Annotated in this window: 17 protein-coding genes; 11 read left to right on the forward strand and 6 right to left on the reverse strand. The window is 42.8% G+C overall.

The annotated features are described in order from the left end of the window. The first annotated feature begins 2 nt into the window (after window positions 1–2). The 3 genes from LKX84_RS06940 to LKX84_RS06950 all read left to right on the forward strand — a co-directional run bounded on the left by LKX84_RS06940 (window position 3) and on the right by LKX84_RS06950 (window position 3,622). Window positions 3–983 carry a metallophosphoesterase family protein gene (locus LKX84_RS06940; RefSeq protein WP_228236409.1) on the forward strand — a complete coding sequence of 327 codons (981 nt, stop codon included), beginning with the start codon at window positions 3–5 and terminating at the stop codon, window positions 981–983. Window positions 984–1,035: 52 nt separating this feature from the next. Then, complete coding sequence (locus tag LKX84_RS06945; RefSeq protein WP_228236410.1) at window positions 1,036–2,508, forward strand: M28 family peptidase; 1,473 nt, start codon at window positions 1,036–1,038, stop codon at window positions 2,506–2,508. Between the two features lie 118 nt (window positions 2,509–2,626). Then, complete coding sequence (locus tag LKX84_RS06950; RefSeq protein WP_228236411.1) at window positions 2,627–3,622, forward strand: LamG-like jellyroll fold domain-containing protein; 996 nt, start codon at window positions 2,627–2,629, stop codon at window positions 3,620–3,622. 4 nt (window positions 3,623–3,626) lie between these two features. Here LKX84_RS06950 and LKX84_RS06955 read toward each other — a convergent pair whose 3' ends face one another. Continuing rightward, the gene (locus LKX84_RS06955; RefSeq protein WP_228236412.1) at window positions 3,627–3,815 is read right to left on the reverse strand and encodes a hypothetical protein; all 189 of its coding nucleotides are present in this window, start codon (window positions 3,813–3,815) and stop codon (window positions 3,627–3,629) included. Between the two features lie 99 nt (window positions 3,816–3,914). On the opposite strand from LKX84_RS06955, the gene LKX84_RS06960 reads away from it, so the two are divergent. The 6 genes from LKX84_RS06960 to LKX84_RS06985 all read left to right on the forward strand — a co-directional run bounded on the left by LKX84_RS06960 (window position 3,915) and on the right by LKX84_RS06985 (window position 8,143). Next, window positions 3,915–4,139: a helix-turn-helix domain-containing protein gene (locus tag LKX84_RS06960; RefSeq protein ID WP_228236413.1), complete on the forward strand. Its 225-nt coding sequence runs from the start codon at window positions 3,915–3,917 to the stop codon at window positions 4,137–4,139. A gap of 317 nt (window positions 4,140–4,456) precedes the next feature. Next, window positions 4,457–4,717: an autorepressor SdpR family transcription factor gene (locus tag LKX84_RS06965; RefSeq protein WP_228236414.1), complete on the forward strand. Its 261-nt coding sequence runs from the start codon at window positions 4,457–4,459 to the stop codon at window positions 4,715–4,717. Further along, entirely contained in the window at window positions 4,714–5,361 is a 648-nt protein-coding gene (locus tag LKX84_RS06970; RefSeq protein ID WP_228236415.1) for an SdpI family protein, read from the forward strand. The genes LKX84_RS06965 and LKX84_RS06970 overlap by 4 nt, the downstream gene beginning before the upstream one ends. Before the next feature lie 51 nt (window positions 5,362–5,412). Further along, on the forward strand, window positions 5,413–5,805 hold the full coding sequence (locus tag LKX84_RS06975; protein WP_228236416.1) for a hypothetical protein: 393 nt from the start codon (window positions 5,413–5,415) through the stop codon (window positions 5,803–5,805). Window positions 5,806–5,859: 54 nt separating this feature from the next. Continuing rightward, window positions 5,860–6,372, forward strand: a complete 513-nt coding sequence (locus tag LKX84_RS06980; protein WP_228236417.1) for a DUF3124 domain-containing protein — start codon at window positions 5,860–5,862, stop codon at window positions 6,370–6,372. Window positions 6,373–6,475: 103 nt separating this feature from the next. Further along, a complete protein-coding gene (locus LKX84_RS06985; RefSeq protein WP_228236418.1) occupies window positions 6,476–8,143 on the forward strand; it encodes a formate--tetrahydrofolate ligase in 1,668 nt (555 codons plus the stop codon). Between the two features lie 112 nt (window positions 8,144–8,255). Here the strand turns inward: LKX84_RS06985 and LKX84_RS06990 are convergent, their stop codons facing one another. Together LKX84_RS06990 and LKX84_RS06995 are read right to left on the reverse strand one after the other, a co-directional pair. Continuing rightward, entirely contained in the window at window positions 8,256–9,797 is a 1,542-nt protein-coding gene (locus LKX84_RS06990) for a glycine--tRNA ligase (protein ID WP_228236419.1), read from the reverse strand. Between the two features lie 36 nt (window positions 9,798–9,833). Beyond that, entirely contained in the window at window positions 9,834–10,730 is an 897-nt protein-coding gene (locus tag LKX84_RS06995) for a hypothetical protein (RefSeq protein ID WP_228236420.1), read from the reverse strand. 48 nt (window positions 10,731–10,778) lie between these two features. Here LKX84_RS06995 and LKX84_RS07000 point away from each other — a divergent pair, with 48 nt between their 5' ends. Then, window positions 10,779–11,468: a ComF family protein gene (locus LKX84_RS07000; protein WP_228236421.1), complete on the forward strand. Its 690-nt coding sequence runs from the start codon at window positions 10,779–10,781 to the stop codon at window positions 11,466–11,468. Between the two features lie 90 nt (window positions 11,469–11,558). Beyond that, the gene (locus LKX84_RS07005; RefSeq protein ID WP_228236422.1) at window positions 11,559–13,160 is read left to right on the forward strand and encodes an Ig-like domain-containing protein; all 1,602 of its coding nucleotides are present in this window, start codon (window positions 11,559–11,561) and stop codon (window positions 13,158–13,160) included. Here the strand turns inward: LKX84_RS07005 and LKX84_RS07010 are convergent. Genes LKX84_RS07010 through LKX84_RS07020 form a run of 3 tightly spaced genes read right to left on the reverse strand, consistent with a single transcriptional unit; the run spans window position 13,144 to window position 15,031 of the window. Next, complete coding sequence (locus LKX84_RS07010) at window positions 13,144–13,920, reverse strand: nitrilase family protein (protein WP_228236423.1); 777 nt, start codon at window positions 13,918–13,920, stop codon at window positions 13,144–13,146. The genes LKX84_RS07005 and LKX84_RS07010 overlap by 17 nt on opposite strands. Window positions 13,921–13,924: 4 nt before the next feature. After that, window positions 13,925–14,548, reverse strand: a complete 624-nt coding sequence (locus LKX84_RS07015; protein ID WP_228236424.1) for an NUDIX hydrolase — start codon at window positions 14,546–14,548, stop codon at window positions 13,925–13,927. Window positions 14,549–14,554: 6 nt separating this feature from the next. Next, window positions 14,555–15,031 (reverse strand): ankyrin repeat domain-containing protein, encoded by a 477-nt coding sequence (locus LKX84_RS07020; protein ID WP_228236425.1) that lies wholly within the window; start codon window positions 15,029–15,031, stop codon window positions 14,555–14,557. Between the last annotated feature and the right edge of the window lie 50 nt (window positions 15,032–15,081).

Genomic DNA, 15,081 nt, shown 5'->3' on the forward strand with positions numbered 1-15,081 from the left:
TCATGAAAAGCCATTCCGCACTTCTTGTTGCCCTTTTGTGTTTGATAGGTTGTAAGCAACAACCCGAGCCGGTTGCCCCGATTTTTAATCACGATATTTCCGAAGGGCCAAAACCATGGACGAGTGAAACGTTTGAGCCAACGGAGGAAGATTTCACCTTTGCCATCATCTCGGATTTGAATGGTGGGGAACGCGAAGGGGTATATGCCACGGCCGTTCAACAACTGAACCAACTGGACCCCACCTTTGTGCTCAGTGTGGGGGATCTTATTGATGGCGGTACCGAAGTAGATTCCATATTGACCAAGGAGTGGGACTCCTTTGACTACCGCACAGCCAAACTCAATATGCCCTTTTTTCATTTGGGAGGAAACCACGACCTCACCAACCCAAAAATGCGGGAGTTCTGGGAAAATCGTTTTGGTCCCCGTTATTATCATTTTGTGTATGATGATGTCCTTTTTCTGATGATGGATTCGGAGGATTATGAGGAAAAACGGATGATGGAAATCTATGAAGCTCGTGCCAAAGCACTCAAGATCATCGCTGGGGAAATTGAGGGGAAATATGAGGAATCAGAATACTACAGCATGCCCGAACGCAGCATTGGTGGGATGAGCAGTGCCCAGTTGGGTTATTTTACCGAAGTGTTGAAAAAATATCCCAATGTAAAATGGACATTCGTACTCATGCACAAACCCCTATGGATGCGGGAAGACGAAAAGGGGCTCGGCCCTTTGGAAGATGTGTTGGCAAATCGGGATTACACTGTGATCAACGGACATTTTCATTCGTTCTCCAACCGAATCCGAAAAGGACACAGTTACACCATGCTTGGCACCACTGGAGGAAGTCAAAATCCGCAGGACTCGATGGCTTTTGACCATGTGACCTTGGTGCGAATGGCCAAACAACCCGTAATCACCCACTTAAAAATGGCGGGCATCCTGAATGAACAAGGTACTATCCCTTCGGGCCAATAAGGTTTTTGGCTATATTTAAAACCAAATGCACACCAAACTAACTCAAATACTGATGAAAAACTCCCTCCCCTTTTGTTTAGCATTTTTGCTGGTCGGAATCCTTTCGGCCCAAACCGATGAAGAAAAAGCAGCTTCCACGGTCAACGTTAACACCATTAAAAGTCACATTTACTTTTTGGCGGACGACCTTTTGGAAGGTCGCGAAGCAGGAACACGGGGCAATAAGATTGCTGCCAGTTACTTGTCCAACGAATTGCGAAGAAATGGGGCCGTACCGGTTCCCGGGACCGATTCCTACTATCAAAAATTTGATTTGGTACAGACCGGAACTCCCAATCAATTGGAGCTTGACCTAAATGGTGTTGCCTATCCTTTGCTTGCTTCTTTTACCATGCCCGCTATCGAGCAATCTGGCGAGGCTATGTTTTTGGGTTATGGCACCGAAGCGGATTTTAAGGGAAAAGAGGTGAAGGACAAAATTGTAGTGGTTCTTGGCGGAAGTGCTGCCGGACAAGATCCTGGTCAAATGTTCCGAAGCAGTAGGAAAAAGATTGAAATGGCCAAAACCATGGGTGCCAAGGGTCTTGTGGAATTGGTTCAGTTTGAGGAAGACCTCTGGACCCGCATACAACATTATATGGGGAGCCGTACCGAAGTAAAAGATCCCAATGATACTTCTGAAAGTGTTGAAATACCCCATGTATGGGTCAACACCAAGACTTCCGCTCCAGGATTTGAAAGCGGCAAAAAGCTATCCTATAACCTAAAATCGGACGGACAGACCAAGACCACCTTGCACACGCAAAATGTTGTAGCTATCATTGAAGGGTCCGACCCACAACTCAAAAATGAATATGTGATCTACTCCGCCCATTATGATCATGTGGGTATTGGCCAACCCAATGCCGAAGGGGATTCCATCTACAATGGGGCACGGGATAATGCCATTGGCGTTACCGCCGTACTTTCCATGGCAGAGAACTTAGGCAAGTACCCTACCAAGCGGTCAGCTTTGTTTATTTTGTTCACTGGGGAGGAAAAAGGCTTGTTGGGCAGCGAATACTATGCGGAACATCCCATGATTCCCTTGGACCAAGTATCCTATTGCTTCAATACCGATGGCGGTGGTTATAACGATACCTCTTTGGCCACCATTATTGGACTGGAACGCACTTCTGCCCAATCCTTGATTGAAAAAGGTGCTTCCACTTTTGGCCTAAAGGCCATTGGCGATCCTGCACCCGAGCAGGGACTTTTTGACCGAAGCGACAATGTGAGTTTTGCCAAAAAAGGAATTCCAGCCCCAACCTATTCCACCGGGTTCAGCAGTTTTAACGACGAAATTTTTAAGTACTACCACCAAGCCAGTGATGAGGCCGACTCTTTGGACTACGGCTATCTGTTGAAGTTTTACCAAGGGTATGTGCTCTCCGGGCGATTGATTGCCAATACTCCTGACAAATTGTTCTGGAATGCAGGTGACAAATACGAGGAAGCAGGAAAGGCGTTGTATGGGATGAAGTGAAAATTATCCAAAGCCCTTTTATCCCTCAAAACAATGAACTTGTTTATTAATAAACGTGGAAATTGTAACATCATCGATTACGACCAGGTTATTCTTGTAAAAGGATTATTTTTGGTGTATGGAAAGAAAGAAACATTGGTATCTTAAATTTTTAAGTCTTTTTTTAATAATAGGTTGTTCAAGTGACAATGGAGAGGGGGAAAAAGAAATTATACCGATAAAGGCAAATTTCACCATTAATTCTTCTGAAATATTGGTTAATGAATCCGTCTCTTTTAGTGATTCCTCCTCTGGAAATCCAACGAGTTGGACATGGACTTTTAATGGGGGGATCCCCTCTACTTCCAATCAACAAAATCCAGTGGTAACCTATAATAATGCTGGAACATATTCCGTAAAACTGGTTGCGAGCAACATAGAAACTTCTGATGAAATTGTTAAAGAAGGCATTATAACTGTAAACCATGATTTGACCAATGGTCTAATCATTCAAGTTTTACTAGATGGCAATGCCCAAGATACGAGTAGTAACAACTACCCAAGCGAGATTATAGGTACTGTGAATCCAACAACAAATAGAAATGGTGATGCCAATAAAGCAATGGAGTTCAATGAAAATGACGGTTTCATTGCATTTTATAGTATTGATGAGTTGGAAATAGAATATAGTTCAACAATTACAGTATCCGTGTGGATAAATCCCAATGGCAATCAAAATGAATGGGACACAATTCTTAATCAATATTTTGGTGGGCCACCACCTTCTGCAGTTGGACGTTTTTATCTAGGATTAAATCCATCAAACCAAAGAGTAAGATGGAATGTATTTGAAAACCATTTGGAATCTTCAAATCCAATTCCTATAAATGAATGGACACATATTTTGGTCTCTTATAATGAAAGAAATGCAAAAATGTATATAAACGGAAATTTGGACGGTGAATTAAATTTAGGACCAGAAACTTATTTATTGGGTTCAGGTGCGCCCTTCAGAATTGGCAAGCAAAGCTTAACTCCAAGTACCACCTCCGGATTTAGCGGTATAATTGATGATATAAACATATTTAATCGTATACTGGATGAAGAGGAGATACTTCTACTTTTTAACCAATAATGGATTATGTAAATTGGTGCTTTACCCCCCTCAACACCGTCACCACATCTTGCAACTCTTGTTGTTCAAAAGCACCCTGCTCCACATAAAACAACATTTCCACGGCCAAATCTAAATATTCGGCCAATACTGCTGGCGTACCAAAGGTATCGGTAATCCATTCGTTCAATTCGGTGATTTGGGATTCGGTCATTTTCGGAGCATTTTCACTTATATCTAAAGATATAAAACTATTTTAAAAAGCTACTAATTAGTGGTAATTAATTGATGGCTTCATTGATTTCTTTACCTAATGGATAAATCAAAAGAAATCAAGAAACTGGCCAATCGTATCAAAACATTACGAATCCAAAAAGGGTACTCTAGTTATGAGAATTTTGCTTTTGAAAAGGATATTCCTCGTGCACAATATGGTAGATATGAAACTGGTACAGATATTCAATTCACAAGCTTGTTAAAAATTGCCCAAGCATTTGATATGACCTTGGAAGAATTTTTCAGCGAAGGATTTGATTAAGAATGATTGGTTGCTTCGTCACCCTGAATTCAGTTCAGGGTCACACACCCATATCCAAAGATGGGATGCTGAAACCAGTTCAGCATGACGACAAATAACAATCGATCACTACGTCACCCTGAATTTAGTTCAGGGTCACATCCCCATAACCAAAAGATGAGATGCTGAAACAATCCCGATAGTTAGCGGGACAGCATGACCTTTTCACCTTTCATCCTTAACCCTTTTACCTCACAAACCCTTCACCCAAACCTTTTACCCAACTTATTTTGAAATTTCAATTAATATTTAGATATTTATCTAAATAACTAATCAAAATGAATTCGCTGTTCAAGGCCCTTAATGATGAAACCCGCAGGCAAATTATAGAGCTGCTCAAGGAAAAGGACATGAACGCAGGGGAGATCGCTGAACGGTTCAACATTTCAAAACCCAGTATTTCGCACCATCTGGACATTCTGCGACAAGCAGATCTGGTCACCAGCGAAAAAAAGGGCCAGTTTGTGGAATACTCCCTCAACACCACCATTTTGGAAGATTTACTCAATTGGATACTAACCTTAAAAAATAAACCATGAAGCTAAAAAAAGAACTTCCGTTGATCGGCATTGTATTGCTGCCTTTTCTGTATTTGGCTTACGTTTGGAACCAGCTTCCGGAGCAGGTGCCGTTGCATTACAACCTAAAAGGCGAAGTGGACCGTTATGGCGACAAATCGGAACTGATCATGATTCCCATCCTGTTACCGCTCTTGATCTATGTCATCTTTTTGGCCGTGCCCTACATCGACCCAAAAAAGCAGATCCAAAAAATGGGGAGCAAATACGACAACTTAAAACTGATTCTCACCGCATTCATGTCGGGCTTGGCATTGTTCATCATCTATTCCACCAAAAACGGCAGCATGGGCAACCCGAACATCATTTTCCTGATCTGCGGTGTTCTGTTTGTGGTTTTGGGCAATTACTTCAAGACGATCAAGGCCAATTATTTTATTGGCATCCGCACCCCATGGACCTTGGAAAGTGAATCCATTTGGAAAGAAACCCACAAACTGGGGGGCAAGGTATGGTTTGTTGGTGGACTTTTGATCATCATCTGTAGCCTTGTACTGGCAAATGAGGTGAACTTTAAGGTGTTTATGGGTATCACCATCATCATTGCCCTAATACCGGTGGTGTATTCCTATTTATTATATCGAAAAGAACAAAAAGCAGCTTAAAAGCCACTTTATTGCCCTAATTTTAAGGGAGTAATTCCTTAAACGAGGACCATGGTTGTAAAGAACAGTTTTTTGATCTTTAAAAATGATTTTAAACACCGAACCTGGTTGGATTGGATTCAATCCCACATCATGTATGCGCCGCCGCCTTTCCGTTTTAAAGGCTCCGTAACTTTTGATGTCAATGGCATTTCCTTTGTGGGTTTTGATATTTTTCATGATACCGAAGTGCAGTTCAACATCCCCAAAGCCGAAATTGAACAATTGTACCACGGTTACGACGAAACGTTTAGTACGTTTCAAACAAGAGGTTCCGGGACCACCTGGGCTCCCATCCGTTTCAAGTTTGCCCATGAAAACCCCTTGTATCTTATTTCAGAATTCAATGGTATTTATTCGGCAAACGAGGAGCTTTTTGAAGAACTGAAAATGTGGCTGTCCTAAAGTAGCGTTTCCCGAGTTATCCGTATCTTAGTTACCGCACCGTACCGAATTTATATGAGGCTCATCATTCCATTTATTCTGATAGTTTTACTTTCCGCTTGTGAAGAAAAGGCTCCTAAAGAAGTGAGTTCTGTAGACCCTGTCAATTGGAACAACCGCAAAGCGGATTTTTCAAAGGTTGATTCGTTGGTGATGGGCACTTCTTACCTTTCGGTGTATTCGGAAATTTATAGTGAAACGGAACATCGCACGCATCATCTCACCAGCACGATCAGCATGCGGAACACCAATCTAAAGGATACCATTTACATCAATAAAGCCGAATATTTTAATACCCAAGGCACATCCATCCGTACGTATTTTGATATCCCCATCTACATTAAACCCATGGAAACGGTTGAAATCGTAATCGATGAAAAAGACCGATCCGGGGGAACGGGTGCCAACTTTTTATTTCAGTGGGCCACTAAACCCACCTCCCACGAACCTTATTTTGAAGGGGTGATGATTTCCACTTCAGGGCAACAAGGCCTATCCTTTACCACCCAAGGCAGAAGGGTAGAGTAAGGTAACCAAGAACATTTATCATGGGATTACTCCCCCGATTTGAGTATCTTGTAAGATAATTTTTGGAGCATTTTTATTGCTCCCAGCACATAAAAACTTCACTATGACGGATCAGCAGATCGCCAAGGATGTTTCTTTGAAACATATCTCCTCCATTGCCGAAAAATTTGGAATAGACCCACAGGAAATAGAAATGTACGGGAAATTCAAGGCCAAACTCCCCTTGAAAGCCATAGATAGAACCAAAGCGGAAAAAAGCAACCTCATCTTGGTGTCCGCCATTTCCCCAACCCCGGCTGGGGAAGGTAAGACCACCATGTCCATTGGGCTATCGGAGGGGTTGAACCGACTGGGCAAAAAAACCACTGTAGTGCTTCGGGAACCATCGCTTGGTCCCGTATTCGGAATAAAAGGTGGTGCTACCGGTGGTGGGTATTCGCAGGTGTTGCCTATGGAGGATATCAACCTGCATTTTACAGGAGATTTTGCCGCCATTGAAAAAGCACACAACCTTTTGGCCGCCATCATCGATAATAATATTCAGTCCAAGACCAATTCTTTGCTTTTGGATCCAAGGACCATAGGTTGGAAACGGGTGATGGATATGAACGACCGTTCGCTTCGTCATGTCATCGTGGGGCTGGGTGGAACTACATCTGGGGTGCCCCGCGAAACCGGTTTTGATATTACAGCTGCCTCGGAGATTATGGCCATTCTTTGTTTGGCCAAGAACTTGACCGATCTGAAGGAACGTTTAGGGAACATTTTTGTTGGCTATACTTATGACAAAAAACCCATCTATGCCAAAGATCTTAAGGCCGAAGGCGCCATGGCCGCCTTATTGAAGGATGCTATTAAACCCAACTTGGTGCAAACCATTGAAGGGAATCCGGCTATCATCCACGGGGGTCCTTTCGCCAACATTGCACAAGGGACCAATTCCGTGATTGCCACTTTAATGGGCATGACGCATTCCGATTATACCGTAACGGAAGCAGGTTTTGGATTTGATCTAGGGGCCGAAAAGTTTTTCGACATTAAATGCCAGAGTGCGGGATTGAAACCGAAGGCCGTTGTACTTACAGCTACCATTCGCGCCCTAAAATATCATGGGGGAGCCGATTTGAAATCCTTGACCGAACCCAATGTAGAAGCCTTGAAAAAAGGGTTGCCCAATCTGGAAAAACATTTGGAGAATATTGCCAAATTCGGAATGGTTCCCGTCATTTCCATCAACCGGTTTGTATCGGATACTGATGAGGAGATCCAAGTAGTGAAAGAACTTGCCGATTCCAAAGGCATTCGGATCGCAGTGGCCGAAGTTTGGGCCAAAGGTGGCGCAGGAGCTTTGGAATTGGCTCAACACGTTATCGATGTAGTGGAATCCCAAAAATCAAAGTTTAAACCCCTTTACAATTGGGAAATGGGTGTACAAGAAAAAATTGCCACCATTGCCACGGAAATCTACGGAGCAGAATACGTGGATTATACCGCAAAAGCAAAGGCCGATCTTAGAAAAATTTCAGATTTAGGGCTGGAAGCTTTACCTGTCTGCATTGCAAAAACGCAAAAATCGTTATCTGACAATCCCAACTTGTTGGGTAGACCCAAAGATTTTATCATCACGGTACGCGAAATTGAAATTGCCGTTGGGGCTGGATTTCTTATTCCCATCACTGGCGACATCATGCGAATGCCCGGTCTGCCGGCCCATCCCTCTTCCGAAGGTATCGACATTAACGATGACGGGGAAATTACAGGCTTGTTTTAGCAACCTAGATTCCTAAAAATGGCATCTCGAGGGAAGTCGAGAAATCAATTATCTAGGTATGAAAACAGGTCTCGACTGCGCTCGACCTGACACCATTTATATAATTTAAAACTTAAATCTTCTGTAACCAGTAGCGCATATCCACTTCCTTGGCGATGATATCCTTCACCTCGGAAAGTTTTACACGACTTTGCTCCATGGTATCCCTGTGGCGAATGGTCACGGTTTCGTCTTCCAACGTTTGATGATCTACCGTAACACAGAATGGTGTTCCTGCGGCATCTTGACGACGGTAACGACGACCTACGGCATCCTTCTCATCGTAATCCACGTTGAAGTCCCATTTGAGTTCATCCACCAGTTTTTGGGCCACTTCTGGTAGGTCATCACGCTTGAGCAACGGCAGAACAGCCACTTTGTTCGGGGCCAAAACTGCGGGGATTTTCAATACGGTACGGGTAGTGCCATTCTCAAGTTCTTCTTCCTGCAACGAATTGGAGAACACGGCCAAGAACATACGATCCAAACCAATAGAGGTTTCCAGCACGTAGGGCACGTAACTCTCGTTCAACTCTGGGTCGAAGTACTGTAATTTTTTTCCGGAATATTTTTCGTGGTTACCCAAATCGAAATCGGTACGGGAGTGGATTCCTTCCAACTCCTTGAACCCGAACGGGAACTTGAATTCGATATCGGCAGCGGCATCGGCGTAGTGCGCCAACTTTTCATGATTGTGGAAACGATAATTGTCCGCCCCCATTCCCAAGGAAAGGTGCCATTTCATCCGTTTTTCTTTCCAAGCCTCGTACCACTCCTTTTGGGTGCCGGGTTTAATGAAGAATTGCATTTCCATCTGTTCAAATTCCCGCATACGGAAAATGAACTGACGGGCCACGATCTCGTTACGGAAAGCTTTACCGGTTTGAGCAATCCCGAAAGGAATCTTCATCCTTCCGGATTTCTGTACGTTCAAAAAGTTGACAAAGATACCTTGAGCGGTTTCAGGTCTTAGGTACAGGTCCATGGCATTTTCGGCAGAAGCTCCCAATTTGGTACCGAACATCAGGTTGAACTGTTTTACATCCGTCCAGTTCTTGGAACCGGAAATAGGACAAACGATTTCCAACTCCTCAATCAAGGCTTTTACATCGGCCAGATCCTCTTTTTCCAAGGATCTTGCCATGCGTTTTAGGATACCGTCCGCTTGGGCCTGATATTCCATGACCCTAGGATTGGTGGTCAAGAATTGCTCTTTATCAAAACTATCACCAAAACGTTTTTCGGCCTTGGCTACTTCCTTTTCGATTTTGGCTTCGATCTTGGCCACATGGTCCTCGATCAAAACATCGGCACGGTATCTTTTTTTGGAATCCTTATTATCAATCAGTGGATCGTTGAAGGCATCCACGTGGCCAGAAGCCTTCCAGGTGGTGGGATGCATAAAAATAGCGGCGTCGATACCCACAATGTTCTCATTGAGCTGCACCATGGCCTTCCACCAATATTCGCGTATGTTCTTCTTCAACTCGGCACCGTTTTGACCGTAATCATAAACTGCACTTAGTCCATCATATATCTCACTGGATTGGAACACGTACCCGTATTCCTTAGCGTGGGAGATAACCTTCTTAAAAATGTCTTCCTGATTTGCCATTGGGCAAAAATAGAATTTTACCCAAAAAGAAATGTGCTATTTCAATTGAAATTCTGAGGTGGCCAGCAATCTTTCGTCCTCAAAAACATTGAGGGTATAAATTCCTTCGACCAAAGATCCCTCGGGAACGGTTATGGCATCGCAAATGCTGATTTCCTTTCCAGTATAAACAATCTCCACCTTTTTGCTGTAGATGTTCCCACTAACAGAGATAGTATTGGCATTATCCTCGATTACGGCCATATTGGGATCAAGGAACTGTAAGTACAAAACTTTAATGTCTCCTTTGGAGTTGGGATCGCTCAGCACCGTAACACATCCTCTTAATTTTTCAATGGTGGAGGCTTTATTGGTCTTGATGGGCCTTCCAACTTTTAAGCGGAATCCACTTCCTTCTGCATCCTGGAGTTTCAGATAACTTTTAATACGAAGCTCACGGGCAAGTTCCTGGGTGGTTTCCCGAAGCAATGACTCCGTTCGTTCCATATTTTTAGTCCTACCACGAAGTTCCTCAATCTGCTTAACGGTCTCGTCATACTTACTGGCCAGCAAACTGTTATTGTACCTGAGGAAGTTGTTCTTTAGTTTGAGACTATCAAAACGAAGTTCCAATTTACGGAGTTCTTTGCGGGTCTCTTTCAATTTTGTAATATTGAAGTTCAACCTTCCCACGGAATCCAACAATTGCTGAACCTTAAACCTCGAGGTCTGCAGTTCAATCTCATTGACTTCGTTGAGTCCGGAAAGTCGGTCTACTTCCGCTCTCATCAAGGTCAGGTCTTTGACCAAAAGTGATTTTTCCTGCTCCAAGAAAACCATTTGGTTCTTGGATTGGGCATAACTGTAGTAGAAAGCAATGAGAATACCCACAATCACCGCGACAAGCGCAGCAAAGATAATCTTGTAGTTGAAGGTGTTATCTTGGGGGTTCATGGGTTAACTGACTACTCTTAACGCGTATAAGATTTGATACCAAAAAGGTTGGCTAAGATAATAAACGAGATTAACAACATACTATTGCCAAGGGTATGTTTTGGATGTAATGCCCAATTATTTAGGGGAGAAAGCACCTTGTGTGCCGTTTGTCGACATGATGTGCCACTCACCGATCATAACTACCTCGAAGAAAATGCGGTAGACCGTATATTTTATGGCAGAATTCCCATAAAAAAGGCTGCTTCCTTCACTATTTTTTCAAAAAATGGGTTGATCAAAAATCTATTGCATTGGTTAAAATACAAAAATCAGGAACAAATCGGGGGCTTTTTAGGGGATTGGTGCGGCGCACATTTGAAGCATGACCCTGGTCTTGATAAAATAGATGCGGTGATCCCCGTTCCCCTTCATCCCAAAAAACTAAAAAAGAGAGGGTATAATCAAGTCGCTTTATTTGCCCAAAAGATTGCCGAACATATCAATGCCGAATATCGAGATGATGTACTGTTGAAAGTGATCAATACCAAAACCCAGACCAAAAAGGACCGCCAGTTGCGTTGGGAAAGTTCCAAGGAAGCGTTTATTGTGAATCCAGAAGCCCTGATAAATTTTAAGCGAGTGCTTTTGGTGGATGATGTGATCACAACTGGGGCTACCATTGAAATCTGTGCCCGGACCCTATTGGAACTGCATGACCTAGAAATATCGGTACTGAGCATGGCCATGGTGCCATAGGGTTAAATTTTATTAATGGTTTGTTCCATTTTTCAAATTAGTTGTTTCTTTGTCCCACATTGATTTTTGGGCATGGTGTACTTAAAAAAAATGTTGGGACTTCTTTTTATCTCCTTTATGGTGCTGGCCCTTTGGCAATGTGCCAAAAGAGGTTCACCTACCGGAGGTCCCAAAGATGTGACCCCGCCCAAACTCCTTCGCACCGAACCGGAAAATTTCACCATCAATTTCAAGGAAACCAAAATCCGCCTCTATTTTGATGAGTTGATCAAATTGCAGGATGTACAGAACCAATTGGTGGTTTCCCCTCCTTTTAAACATGCGGCAGAAATAACACCACAAGGTACTCCGAGCAAATATATTGAATTGGTCATCAAGGATACCCTTCGGGAAAATACCACGTATACCATCAATTTTGGACAGAGCATTCAGGACAATAACGAAGGTAACCCCAATAGTTTCCTTACTTATGTGTTCTCTACAGGGGATTATATCGATTCCCTTTCGGTTTCAGGTGCCGTAAAGGATGCCTATAACCGTAAGGCAGATGAATTTATCAGTGTGATGTTGTACGAAATGGACAGCACCTACAACGATTCCACCATTTATAAAAGTCCACCGCTATATATTACCAACACCGGGGACAGCCTTCCCTTTTTTGAGCTGAAAAATCTAAAAGCGGGTCAGTATGCCCTCTTTGCCCTGAAGGATGCCAACAAAAACAACATGTACAATCAAGGGCAGGACAAGATTGGTTTTATACAGGATACCGTAACCATTCCCACGGATTCCATTTATTTGTTAAACCTGTTCAAGGAAATGGCCAATTACAAGGCTTCCGTACCCAGTTTTGTGGCCAAGAACAAAATCATTTTTGGCTATCAAGGAGATTATAGGGACATGGAAATCGAAACCTTGACCACCTTACCAGATTCGGTGAAAACCAAGGTCCTAAAAGAACGAGACAAGGACACCTTGAATTTTTGGTTGTCCCCCACCGAAATGGACTCCATCATTTTTACCGTTTCCAATGAAAAGCTGGAGAAAATAGACACCTTTACAGTGAAAACCCGAAAGTTGCCATTGGATTCATTAAAGATTTCATCAACCGCAAGGGGCAAATTCAACCCAGAGGATACTTTTAGTGTTTTGGCCAGTACGCCAATACAGCAAATCGATACCAGCAAAATTGCCCTGAAAATCAGTGATTCCATTCCTTTAACATATACCTATAGTCTGGATTCATTGACGAATAAAATCAATTTTGATTTTGAAACGGAGCCCAACCAAAAGTATACGATCTCTTTATTGCCAGGTGCCATTACCGATTTCTTTGGAATACAGAACGATTCGATTGACTACAAACTTTCCACAACCAGTTTGGCCGAATATGGCATTTTGAGAATACGCCTCGGTGGAAACGTTACCTATCCTGTAATTGTTCAAGCAACAAATGAAAAGGGGGAAGTTCAACGAGAATTGATGGCTACCGAATCAAAACTGTTCGAATTCAATAACCTAGAACCGGGCAATTATGTGATCCGCGTTATTTTTGATGAGAATGGAAATGGAATATGGGACACGGGAAATTATCTAAAAAAGACCCAGCCCGAACGAATCAGTTATTATCCCGGTGTTATCGAGATACGGGCAAATTGGGAAAAGGAAGAAAACTTTATCCTCTCAAACTAAATTCATCCCGATCTTCTAAAAATTTAAGTTTTTGTCTTGTAGAAATGATATGCTCCTTGTCCAATGTGGCATACAGGATTTCTTCACCATTTGAAAAAGTCAGCTGCTTGCCCAAAACATCATAAACCGCACTATGGCCGGGATAATCGTAACCCAGATCATCTTGGCCAATCCGATTTACTCCAACGCAATAGGCCATATTTTCAATGGCTCTGGCTTTTAAAAGGGTATCCCAAGCCTCTATCCTTGGTTTTGGCCAATTGGCCACGTAAATCAACACATCATAATCTTCTGTATTTCTGGCCCAAACCGGAAACCGAAGATCATAACAGATCAAAGGGCAAATTTTGAAACCTTTATATTCCAAAACCAATTTTTCAGTCCCAGACTTGTATACTTTGTCCTCACCTGCTAGAGTAAAAGTGTGTTTCTTATTGTAAGTCTTGGTTTCTCCGTTGGGATATACAAAGAACAAACGGTTGTGATAACTCTCTTCTTCCCAATAAACAATACTCCCCACTATGGCACTTTCTTTTTTTTGGGCCATGGACTGCATCCACTTTACTGCTTGTCCTCCTTCTACTTTATCAAGGTTTTGTGGACTCATGGTAAAGCCTGACGTGAACATTTCCGGTAGCATGATGATATCCACTTCTTGAGAAATGGCATCCATCTTCTCCTCGAACATGAGCAAGTTCTCCCTTGGATTTTCCCAATGTAAAGGAGATTGGATCAGTGCTATTGTAATACGTTGGGACATAGAATCAATCAAAATGTGTTTTGGGTTCCACTGATGTGGCCATTTGGAACAAATCCTTTAATTGGCTCTCCAAAATGCGTTCTTCTGAAAGTTCGGGAAGTTTATCCAAAGAAAAGAAGTTTGCATCGAGAATGTCGAAACCCGATTTCATTTCTCCCCCGACAATCCTGCAGTGGAAGATGATCTTATAAACATAGTTCGGGGCCGGCGGATGTGGATGCATTCGTTTATCATAAACTCCTAATAACCTGACCACCTTTACCTTAATGCCCGTTTCTTCCTCTATTTCCTTGACCACAATTTCTGAAGGGGTACTGCCAATGTCGGCCCAACCTCCGGGAATGCTCCATTTGCCATCCAAGCTTTCCCTTGCCATTAAAATTTCTTCTTTTTCATTGAGAACAAATCCCCTGATATCCACCTTAGGGGTTGGATAGTCTTCCTGTGGCATGAAAAAATTTTCAAGAACCCCAATCGGTGTATCACTGATTCTTTCCAAAAGTTTGAAACTTATTTGTTTTAATTCTTCATATCGCTCCCGATCGTAGGGATCTTGGGCATAAATCAATCCTGTTTCAGAGATGGCCTTGATGCGTTTTATAATATTGAGCTGCTCTGCTGCGTCCATTCCAAATTATCTTTTTTGCAATAGCTCCACCATGGTTTGGGCTCCTTGTTCCTTGGCGTGGTCCAAAGCCGTTTTTCCCTTCGCGTCCTTTATTGCTACATCAGCACCATGATCCAAAAGCAAGGCGGCCATATCTTCCCGATTAAAGGTTACGGCATAGATCAAACAAGTGGCACCCATGGCATTTTTGTGGTTCACATTGGCCCCTGCATTGATCAATTGTGAGGCAATTTCCACATACCCTTTAAAGCAGACACCCATCAAAGCGGTGTTGCCCGATCCATCCTTTGCATCTACGTGTGCTCCTTTTTCCAATAAAAGGCTCACCATTTCCAAATGGCCATAATACGCTGCCAACAAAAGTGGTGTGGAACCTCGTTGATCTTTGGATTCCAAGAGTTTGGGATTTTCATCCAAAAGCATTTTCAGGGCTTTTAGATTGCCACTTCGTATGTAATTGAAGAAGTCTTCTGTGGTGTCCATATCGATATTGAAAGTTATAAAAAAACTGCCATAACCCTAAGGGTCATGGC

The sequence above is a fragment of the Allomuricauda sp. M10 genome, from assembly GCF_020782875.1.
In the GTDB taxonomy this organism is placed as follows: domain Bacteria; phylum Bacteroidota; class Bacteroidia; order Flavobacteriales; family Flavobacteriaceae; genus Flagellimonas.